11 protein-coding genes are annotated in these 9,384 nt (G+C 70.9%); 6 read left to right on the forward strand and 5 right to left on the reverse strand.

The genetic code is table 11. The features are described 5' to 3' along the window. Positions 1–897 (forward strand): FAD-dependent oxidoreductase (locus RMO30_RS02485; RefSeq protein WP_309709064.1); only part of this gene is annotated, 897 nt, incomplete at its 5' end. A 16-nt stretch (positions 898–913) separates the two neighbouring features. Here the strand turns inward: RMO30_RS02485 and RMO30_RS02490 are convergent. Further along, entirely contained in the window at positions 914–2,041 is a 1,128-nt protein-coding gene (locus tag RMO30_RS02490) for a hypothetical protein (RefSeq protein ID WP_309709067.1), read from the reverse strand. Between the two features lie 115 nt (positions 2,042–2,156). Between RMO30_RS02490 and moaA the strand changes: the two genes are divergently transcribed. Then, positions 2,157–3,224: a GTP 3',8-cyclase MoaA gene (moaA, locus tag RMO30_RS02495; RefSeq protein ID WP_309709072.1), complete on the forward strand. Its 1,068-nt coding sequence runs from the start codon at positions 2,157–2,159 to the stop codon at positions 3,222–3,224. Next, positions 3,217–3,453 (forward strand): MoaD/ThiS family protein, encoded by a 237-nt coding sequence (locus tag RMO30_RS02500; protein ID WP_309709075.1) that lies wholly within the window; start codon positions 3,217–3,219, stop codon positions 3,451–3,453. The genes moaA and RMO30_RS02500 overlap by 8 nt, the downstream gene beginning before the upstream one ends. Before the next feature lie 142 nt (positions 3,454–3,595). On the opposite strand, the gene RMO30_RS02505 is transcribed toward RMO30_RS02500, so the two are convergent. From RMO30_RS02505 to RMO30_RS02520, 4 genes are read right to left on the reverse strand one after another with little or no spacing between them, the layout of a single operon-like run. Further along, on the reverse strand, positions 3,596–4,009 hold the full coding sequence (locus RMO30_RS02505; protein WP_309709078.1) for a molybdenum cofactor biosynthesis protein MoaE: 414 nt from the start codon (positions 4,007–4,009) through the stop codon (positions 3,596–3,598). After that, a complete protein-coding gene (moaCB, locus tag RMO30_RS02510; RefSeq protein WP_309709079.1) occupies positions 4,002–5,012 on the reverse strand; it encodes a bifunctional molybdenum cofactor biosynthesis protein MoaC/MoaB in 1,011 nt (336 codons plus the stop codon). Before moaCB ends, RMO30_RS02505 begins: the two co-directional genes overlap by 8 nt. Then, positions 5,009–6,199: a gephyrin-like molybdotransferase Glp gene (glp, locus tag RMO30_RS02515; RefSeq protein WP_309709081.1), complete on the reverse strand. Its 1,191-nt coding sequence runs from the start codon at positions 6,197–6,199 to the stop codon at positions 5,009–5,011. The genes moaCB and glp overlap by 4 nt, the downstream gene beginning before the upstream one ends. Positions 6,200–6,201: 2 nt before the next feature. Next, a complete protein-coding gene (locus tag RMO30_RS02520; RefSeq protein WP_309709085.1) occupies positions 6,202–7,296 on the reverse strand; it encodes a ThiF family adenylyltransferase in 1,095 nt (364 codons plus the stop codon). A gap of 89 nt (positions 7,297–7,385) precedes the next feature. On the opposite strand from RMO30_RS02520, the gene RMO30_RS02525 reads away from it, so the two are divergent. From RMO30_RS02525 to RMO30_RS02535, 3 genes are read left to right on the forward strand one after another with little or no spacing between them, the layout of a single operon-like run. Further along, a complete protein-coding gene (locus tag RMO30_RS02525; RefSeq protein WP_309709089.1) occupies positions 7,386–7,796 on the forward strand; it encodes a TOBE domain-containing protein in 411 nt (136 codons plus the stop codon). Positions 7,797–7,800: 4 nt separating this feature from the next. Beyond that, positions 7,801–8,544, forward strand: a complete 744-nt coding sequence (gene modA / locus RMO30_RS02530) for a molybdate ABC transporter substrate-binding protein (protein ID WP_309709091.1) — start codon at positions 7,801–7,803, stop codon at positions 8,542–8,544. Continuing rightward, positions 8,522–9,349, forward strand: coding sequence for an ABC transporter permease (locus RMO30_RS02535; RefSeq protein ID WP_309709093.1), 828 nt, complete (start codon positions 8,522–8,524; stop codon positions 9,347–9,349). The genes modA and RMO30_RS02535 overlap by 23 nt, the downstream gene beginning before the upstream one ends. Positions 9,350–9,384 lie beyond the last annotated feature (35 nt).

Below are 9,384 nucleotides of genomic sequence, written 5' to 3' on the forward strand. Positions count from 1 at the left end.
ACCCGCGCCGAGTCGGTGCTGCTCGCACACGACGACAACGGTCGCGCACGATTCGACGCTCTCGTCTGCGCCGACGGAAAGGTGATTCACGGCGACCTCCTCGTGCTCTCCTGCGGTGTCGCGGCTCGCACCGAACTCGCCGGGATCGCCGGCCTTCCGGTCGCCCGCGGAGTGCTTGTCGACGCGGAGCTGCGGTCGTGGGGAGATCCCGACGTCTACGCCATCGGCGATTGCGCGCACATCAGTGACCCAGCGGGCCCGGACCGCACCCCACGGGGGGCGCCGAGCGGCCTGATCGGCGCGGGGTGGCGCCAGGCGGAATGGCTGGCGCGGCGATTCGCCGCCGAACTCGCGGGCAATCCGGTCGAGCCCGCGGCGGCGGACCGTCCGGCGCTCGTCATGCTCAAAGCCGAGGGGGTCGACCTGGTCGCCGCGGGCGACGTCTCGCCCGACCCGTGGGATGACGACGACTCCTTGTCGCACGCCGACGGCTGCGCGGCGGGACGCACGGTCGCCCAGTGGGCGGATCCGGCTCACGGACGCTACGTCAAGCTGGTCTCCCGAGGCGGCGTCCTTGAGGGGTTCGTCAGCGTGGGGATGCCGCGCACGGCCGCCGAACTCACCCTGCTGTTCGAGCGTGGCAGCGAGCTCCCATCTGACGCGTCAGTGCTTCTGCGCTTCGACGGGCCGGACGGTCTCACCGAGGCCGAAGGGCCGCTCTCACCGACCACGACCGTGTGCTGGTGCAACGGGGTGACCGCGGGCCGGATACTGGAGGCCGCGCAGACCTGCGAGCCGACCGTCGCGGGGATCGCCGGGGCTACCCGAGCCGGGACCGGGTGTGGTGGTTGCCGCGGACGCATCGCCGAACTGCTCGAGGTCGCCGTCACGACCTGATCGACGAGCGTACGGTCTAGAGGCCGATCGAGCGGTCGATGAATCGATTGGTGACGATGTCGTCGGTGCTGACATCCGGCACGAAGAGGCCGGCGCGCTTCCACGCGGGAATCGCCTCCTCGATCAGATCGCGCAACCGGCCCACGTCAATGTCGCCGATCGTGTCGTTGCGGCCATTGCCGGCGATGCGCTCGCCCTCCAGAACCTCGAGGGCAGCGGTCGCGAGGTCGGCGTCGTAGCTGTCGTCGCCGAGCCGGGCCGACAACTCGACAATGAGCTCCGTCGTCTCGTCAGGGTCGCTCAGGTAGTCGACGAGCGCCTGCTGCAGCACCGGGACGAGCACCTTGAGGCAGTCGGCGTAGCGCACGACGGCTTCCGGCCGGGCCGAGAGCACCCCGGCATCGCGCTCATACCCGGCGTCGTCGAGCAACTGTGAACCGAACGCGTCGGGCGACTCGGTGAGCAACTCGAAGACGTACGGATCGGTGAGGAGGTCGCCGGTCTGAGCCGGGATGCCCCCCGCGTCGAGCAGACCCTCGACGCTGGGCGGCGGATCGGTGACGACCTGTTCGACCGTCAGCACCCGAGCTCCCACCGCGTAGTCGGCGAACGGGTCGCCCGGAGTGGTGACGAACGGAATGAGCGCGGTGCCGTCGGGGGTCAACAGGGTGCCGGCGAACTGCACTGTCGGCACACCTGGGTGCACGCGGGCATCCCAGTAGGCGATGCGGGGGTCGCGCAACAGCGGCGCGAAGACGCCCACTGTCGGGTGCCGGTCGGCGTCGAGAATCGCGACGTCGGTGTCGACGGCACCGAGCAGGATGCGTTCGTCGTCGTAGAGGTCGACGTTCGCGCTCACCCCGTCGTCGGGGTCACCGAGGAGGATCGTGAGGGTCGAGCCTGAGGGGACGCCGTCGATGAGCAGTGGCGCTCTCACCGAGGTGGCACCGGCGCGCAGTTCGTCGAGGTCGAGCAGTTCGTAGAGGAAGCCCCACTCGACGCGGGGCATGTCGTCGGTCTGGATGCGGATGTCTGCGGGGCAGCCGGCGCGGGTGAGACCGACGCCACTCGCCTCGCCGGTCGCGCAGGCGGCAAGCGGCAGGGCGAGGCCGACGACGGCGACACCGGCGATCCGGCGTGCCATCGGCCGACGTGCCCCTCTTCGATGGGCAGAGTCGCGTCGCATCCGACCTCCCTGTTCTGCTTAGTCAACCTCACCCGACCGGCGACACCGATTATCCGCGCCGTAGGCTGGGGGGATGCCGCCCGTCGATCTCGGAATCCCGACGCGGCGCCGCGATCCCGCAGCGCAGCCGTCGATGGAGGGGCGCCCCGACACCGCCGATCTACTCGACCGGTTCGGCCGCGTCGCGCGGGATCTGCGGGTGTCGATCACGTCGGCCTGCTCGCTGCGCTGCACCTACTGCATGCCCGCCGAGGGGCTGCCCGTCATCCCGGCCCGCGATCTGCTGTCGGCGGATGAGATCGGGCGGCTCGTCGGCATCGCGGTACACGACCTCGGTGTGCGCGAGGTGCGGTTCACCGGTGGGGAGCCCCTCACTCGACCCGACCTCGTCGACATCATCCGCGCGTCGTCGGACATCGCCCCCGGCATCGCGCTCGCGATGACGACCAACGGCATCGGGCTCGACCGAAAAGCCGCGGCGCTCGCCGACGCGGGGCTGACGCGCATCAACGTGTCGCTCGACACGATCGACCGCGAGCACTTCGCCGCCGTCACCCGGCGCGACCGGCTGCCCGCCGTGTTGCGCGGGCTCGACGCGGCACGTGCGGCCGGCCTCGGCCCGATCAAGATCAACGCCGTCGCGCTGCGGGAAACCCTCCCGGATGCCGGCGACCTCCTCGCCTGGGCCCTCGACAACGACGTGCGGCTGCGGTTCATCGAGCAGATGCCGCTCGATGCCGACGAGACTTGGCGGCGCGACAACCTGGTCTCGGCCTCCGAACTTCTTGAGGAGCTCGGTCACCGATTCACCTTGGTTGCTGCCGGCCGAGATGACCCGTCGGCTCCCGCGGAGGATTGGTTCGTCGACGGCGGCCCGGCGACGGTGGGCATCATCGCATCGGTGACCCGGTCGTTCTGCGAAGCCTGCGACCGCACGCGGCTCACGGCCGAGGGGACGGTGCGATCCTGCCTGTTCGGCGACGATGAGACCGACCTGCGCGCCCTGCTCCGCGGCGCAGCGACGGATGCCGAGATCGCGATGCGTTGGCGCGGCGCGATGTGGAACAAGCAGGCCGGGCATGGCATCGACGCCGACGACTTCATCCGGCCCGAGCGTTCGATGGGCGCCATCGGTGGCTGAGGTGCTCGTCCGCTACTTCGCCGCTGCAGCGGAGGCGGCCGGCCGCGAGGAAGAGCATCTGGTCGCCGCCACGGTCGGCGAGCTGCGTGACACCCTCCTGGCGAGTTACCCCGCCATGGGATCGGTGCTGGCGAAGGGCTCGTTCCTTGTCGATGGGGTGGTGACCCGTGACCCCGCCCGCGCCCTCGGTGCCCGCGTCGACGTGCTTCCACCCTTCTCCGGCGGCTGATCCCACGGGCTACTCCGCACGTTTCTTGCGGAGGAACGCGAAAAGTGCGGAGCAACGGGCTGCGGGGTGATGGCGGGATTCCGAACATGGGCACGCGAGTCGTCAAGCTCCTCGCCGACTTCGGGGCTTTCCGGGGAAGAGGCTAGAGACCGACCCATTCCGAGGGGCCGTCGGCGAGGTTCTGGCGCTTCCAGATCGGCACGCGTTGCTTGATCTCGTCGACGAGTCGGGCACAGGCGGCGAACGCCTCGGCGCGGTGCGGGGCGGCGACGACGGCGATGAGCGCGACATCCCCGATCTCGAGGTGGCCGACGCGGTGCGCGGCGGCGACCCGCAGGCCTGCGGCAGAGGCGACCTCCGCACAGACATCGGCCAGGAATCGCTCGGCGTCCGGGTGCGCCTGGTAGTCGAGGCTCGACACTCCCGCGCCGTGGTCGTGGTCGCGGATGACGCCTTCGAAGATCACGACGGCGCCGTCGGCATCCGTTCGTACCTGCGCCTCGAGCCAGGCGCGGTCGATCGGGGTGTCGACGATGAGGGCGACGGGCTCACTCATGGCCGCCGCCGGCGAGCTGGTCGTGCAGGTGGGGCAGCAGCGTTTCGAGCACCGCGAGGCCGTCCTTCACGCCGCCCGGCGATCCGGGGAGGTTGATGACGATCGTCGAGCCCGCGATGCCCGCGAGGGCCCGGCTGAGCGCGGCGGTCGGCGTTCCGGTGCGACCCGCCGCGCGGATCGCCTCGGCCACCCCGGGCAGTTCGCGATCGAGCACGGTGCGGGTCGCCTCGGGGGTGCGGTCTTGCGGGTGGATGCCGGTGCCGCCGGTCGTGATGACGAGTGCCGGGGATCCGGCAACCGCACCACCCAGCGCGCCCTCGATGTCGGCGTCGGCGACCACGACGGGCTCGTCGACGGTGTAGCCGTGCGCGGTGAGCCACTCGACGATCAGCGGGCCCGTCCGGTCTTCTCGCGTGCCGACGGCGGCTCCCGTCGACGACACGATGACGACGGCGGTGCCGCGAGCCGGGTCTCGATACGCCTGATCTCGATACACCGCCTCTGGCGGCACTCGACCCGGCACTCGACCAGCTTTGTTAGGGGTCCAGTGACCGTGCTTGCCGCCGGTCTTCTCGACGAGGCGGATGTCGCCGAGGACGGCGGCAGGATCCACGGCCTTGATCATGTCGTGCAGCGTGAGGCCGGCGATGGCGACGGCGGTGAGGGCCTCCATCTCGACCCCGGTCTTCGCGGTGACGGCGACCGTCGCGCGAATCCCGATGGATGCCTCCCCCGGCTCGAACTCGATCGTCACCGACTCGAGGGGCAGCAGGTGGGCGAGCGGGATGAGGTCGCTGGTGCGCTTCGCGGCCTGGATGCCGGCGATTCGGGCGGTGGCGAGCGCGTCGGCCTTCTTCAACCCGTCGGCGACGACGAGCGCGACCACCTCAGCGGTTGTGTCGAGGCGCCCGGTGGCGACCGCGACTCGACGCGTGACGGCCTTGCCGCCGACGTCGATCATGCGGGCGCGACCCTCGTCGTCGAGGTGACTCAGCTCGCTCATAGTTCCCAGGTTTCCACAGTCGCGCCCGCGGGGAGCTCGGTGGTGTCTTCGGGGATGTCGAGCAGGACGTCCGCGGCGGCGAGCGCCGCGACCAGATGCGACGACGCGCCACCGAGCGTCGCGACCTTTCCGTCGGGCAGCGCGAGCCCCCGCAGGAACTGACGCTTCCCCGCGACGGAGGTGACGGGGGCATCGAGAACCCGGGTGACCCGGATGCGGTCGGGGAGCCCGGCGATCTCGCGCAGCACCGGCTCGACGAAGAGCAGGAACGAGAGCTGGCTCGACACCGGATTGCCCGGAAAACAGATCACCGGGATGCCCTGGAACGACGCGATCGCCTGCGGCCCACCCGGCTGCATCGCGAGCACATCGACGAGCGCGCCGCGTGGCTCGAGGGCCTCGCGCACGACCTCGTACTCCCCCTGCGAGATGCCGCCGCTCGTCAGCACGAGTTCGGCATCGGCCGCGAGCGCCGCTTCGAGCAGGGCCTCGAACGCCGCCCGGTCGTCGACGACCCGGCCTTCGAACACGATCTCCGCGGCGACGTCGCGGGCGGCGGCCACGAGTGCCGTGCCGTTCGAGTCGGAAATCTGGCCGGGGCCGAGCAGGTCACCCGGGGCGACCAGTTCGCTTCCGGTCGAGATCACCGCGACCCGGACGCGCGACTCCACGACGACTTCGGTCAGGCCGGCGGCGGCCAGCGCGGCGAGGTGGCGGGAGGCGAGCCGCACACCGCCGGGCAGCAGCTCCGCCCCCGCGGCGAGGTCCGACCCCACCTCCCGGACGTACGAGCCGTGGCTCCACGCCGACGCGATCGTGACTGTCGAGCCTTCGGAGGTGACCGTGTCTTCGACCGGCACCACGGCATCCGCACCCTCAGGGAGCGGCGCGCCGGTCATGATGCGCACGGCGGTGCCGGCCACGAGCGGGGCCGGCGTTCCGGCAGCGGCGGCGATCTCGCCCGCGATCGGCAGGGAGACACCCGGAACGATGTCGGATGACCTGACGGCGAAACCGTCCATCTGCGAGTTGCGGAACGGAGGCAGCGCGATCGGCGACGCGACGGATGCGGCGAGCACCCGGCCGAGCGCCGCGGAGACCGGCACCGTCTCGGCACCCCGGGTGCGCAGTGGCGCGAGCAGCGCGCGCACGCGACCCTCGTGCTCGGCGACCGGGGTTCGGGCCACGATCAGTACCGGGGCAACTGCGGGTCGGCTTTCGCGGAGTAGGCGTCGATGCCGCCGGTGAGGTGCCGGAGGTCGGTGAATCCGTTCTGCTCGAGGTATTCGAGCACGCGCGCGCTGCGCACCCCCAGGTGGCAGTAGACGACCGTTTCGGCGTCGGAGTCGAGTTCGCCGATCCGTTCGGGAATCAGGTTCATCGGGATGAACACCGACCCGGGGATCTGCACCAGTTCGGCTTCCCACGGCTCGCGGATGTCGAGCAGCACCGGCGGCGTCGGGCCGGCGAGCTCGGTGCGCAGCTGCTCGGGGGTGATGGTCCGGCGGGGGGCTTCCACGGGTGCGGCTGTCCTCTCTTCGAGCGACCCGGGGCGCGGGGCCTCGGGATCGCGGCGGTACTCGATCTCGCGGGTGCGGCCGGTGAGCGCGTCGTACGCGGCCACCCGGCCGAGCAACGGTTCGCCGACCCCGGTGAGCAGCTTGAGCACCTCGGTGGCCATCATCGACCCGATCACTCCGCAGACGCTGGGCAGCACGCCGACGACGTCGCAGGTGTCACCTTCGTCGGCGCTGCCTTCAGGGAAGAGGTCGCGGTAGTCGACGCCCTTCTCGTCCCAGGCGACGCCGACCTGGCCGGCGTAGGCGAGTGCAGAACCCCAGACCAACGGGATACCTCGGATCGTCGCCGTGTCATTCGCGAGATAGCGGGTGGCCGGGTTGTCGGTCGCGTCGACGAGCACCTCCACGTCGAGCAGGAGGTCGAACGTCTTCCCGGGTTCGAACCGCTGGGGGAGCGCTCGGATCTCGGCGTCAGGGGAGAGGCGGCGCAGCGTTTCGGCCGCCGACTCCGCCTTGTTGCGGGTCAGGTCGTCGGCGGTGTGCAGCGTCTGGCGGTGCAGGTTCGACTCGGCGACGATGTCGTCATCCATGACGGTGAGGATGCCCACTCCCGCCGCCGCGAGCAGCGGGAGCACCGCGCTACCGAGGCCGCCCGCTCCGATGACCAGCACGTGCGCGCCCGCGAGGGCGGCCTGTGCGTCGGCGCCGAATCCCGCGAGAATCCGTTGGCGCGCGAAACGCGGCGACGCGGGATCGAGGGGCATGCCTCGATTCTTTCAGGCGCGACGTCGCGGTGCCGGTTCCGTGAACGCGGCTAGGCTGCATCCGTGGAGACGCAAATGCGGAGAACGCCGTGAATCAGTTCAAGATCGGTGAGGCGGCGGCGCTGCTCGGAGTGAGTGATGACACCGTTCGACGCTGGGGGGATGCCGGCAAGGTGCGCATCCACAAGGCCGAGAACGGCCGCCAGGTGATCGACGGGCGCGACCTGTTGCTGCTCCTGCGGGAGCCGGAGGCGGCATCCGCTCTCGCCTCGGCGTTCCCGCTGGCGAAAGCCTCGGCCCGCAACCGCTTCACCGGGATCGTCACCGAGGTCGTGAAAGACGGGGTGATGGCGCAGGTCGTCATCCAGGCCGGTCCGTTCCGCGTGGTGTCGCTGATGTCGCGGGAGGCGGCCGAAGACTTGGGGCTCGAACCCGGGATGCTCGCGGTCGCGAGCGCGAAGGCGACCGTCGTGAGCGTCGAGACTTCGCCGGAGGGCTGACGCCGTGACGTTCCGGGTGCTCGCCGTCGCGGCGGGGGTCGTCCTGCTCGCGGGATGCTCTGCGCCTGCGCCCGGGACCACCACCGTGACGGTGCTGGCCGCGGCATCCCTCACGGATGCGCTCGACGACGCGGCCGCCGGCTTCATGACCAGCCACCCCGACGTCGAGGTTGTCATCAGCTACGGCGGCAGTTCGGCCCTCGCCGAGCAGATCGTGTCGGGCGCGCCCGCCGACGTGTTCTTCGCGGCGAACGAGTCGACGATGCAGACGGTCGTCAACGCGGGGCTCGCGGTCGACCCCGAGGTGCTGCTGGAGAACACGCTCGAACTCGTCGTTCCCGCCGGCAACCCCGGGAACGTGCGAAGCCTCGCCGACCTCGCCGACCCTGCGTTGGTCGTCGCGCTGTGCGACCCGTCGGTGCCGTGCGGGTCGGCTGCCGCTGAGCTGCTCGACATCGTGGGGGTGACGGCATCGGTCGACACCTACGAAGACGACGTGCGGGCGGCGCTCACCAGAGTCGCCCTCGGCGAGGTGGATGCGGCCCTCGTCTACCGCACCGATGTCATAGCCGGGGGTGACGCCGTCGAGGGCATCGAGATTCCCGAAGCGTCGCGCGTCGTCAACCGCTACCCGATCGCACTGTTGGCGGGAGCGCCGGACCCCGGAGCGGCGCAGGAGTTCATCGCGTACCTGCGCTCTGCCGACGGTCGGGGGGTGTTCTCTCGTGCCGGTTTCGTCGCGCCCTAACCGCGTTGGCAGAACCGGCCGCAGCGGTCCGGTCATCGCGATTCTCGCGACGGCTGGGTTGGGGTTGCTCGTGCTCCCCCTTCTCGGGTTGCTGCTGCGCGCGCCGTGGATCGAGCTTCCCCGGCTGCTCGTGAGCGAAGCGGTGCTGCAGGCGTTGTTCTTGTCGCTCGGTACGGCCGCCATCTCGACCGTGGTCTGCCTGACGTTCGGCATCCCGGTCGCGGTGCTGCTCTCGCACTCGGTGCACTGGCACGTCGTGCCGCGGCGGCTGTTGCGCGCGGCGATCACGATTCCGCTCGTGCTGCCGCCTGTCGTCGGCGGCATCGCGCTGCTGCTGCTGCTCGGACGCCGTGGCATCGCCGGGCAGTGGCTCGCCGAGCTGGGCCTCACGATTCCGTTCACCACCGGAGCGGTCGTCATCGCGCAGACCTTCGTGGCGATGCCGTTCCTGGTGTTCGCGGTCGAAGGGGCGCTGCGCTCGGCCGACCGGCGCAGTGAGTTCGCCGCCGCGACGCTCGGCGCGACGCCGGGGCAGACCTTCCGGCTCGTTACCCTCCCGCTCGTCGCCCCGGGCATCGCCGCCGGCGCAGTGCTGTGCTTCACCCGCGCCCTCGGCGAGTTCGGGGCGACCATCACGTTCGCGGGTTCGTTCCCCGGGGTCACCCGCACGCTGCCGATCGCGTCGTACCTCGCGATGAACTCCGACCCCGATACGGCGATCGCCCTCGCCCTCCTGTTGCTCGCGGTGTCGGCGATCGTGCTGCTCACCCTGCGCGACCGCTGGCTTCCGGGGGTCGTGCGATGAGCCTGCTGACGGTCGACCTCACCGTGAAGCGCGCG

Source organism: Pseudolysinimonas sp., assembly GCF_031389465.1.
GTDB lineage: Bacteria > Actinomycetota > Actinomycetes > Actinomycetales > Microbacteriaceae > Pseudolysinimonas_A.

Coding starts and splice junctions, on each gene's coding strand:
- RMO30_RS02490 (WP_309709067.1), bottom strand. CDS start 2,041: ATGGCACGCCGGATCGCCGGTGTCGCCGTCGTCGGCCTCGCCCTGCCG.
- moaA (WP_309709072.1), top strand. CDS start 2,157: ATGCCGCCCGTCGATCTCGGAATCCCGACGCGGCGCCGCGATCCCGCA.
- RMO30_RS02505 (WP_309709078.1), bottom strand. CDS start 4,009: ATGAGTGAGCCCGTCGCCCTCATCGTCGACACCCCGATCGACCGCGCC.
- moaCB (WP_309709079.1), bottom strand. CDS start 5,012: ATGAGCGAGCTGAGTCACCTCGACGACGAGGGTCGCGCCCGCATGATC.
- RMO30_RS02520 (WP_309709085.1), bottom strand. CDS start 7,296: ATGCCCCTCGATCCCGCGTCGCCGCGTTTCGCGCGCCAACGGATTCTC.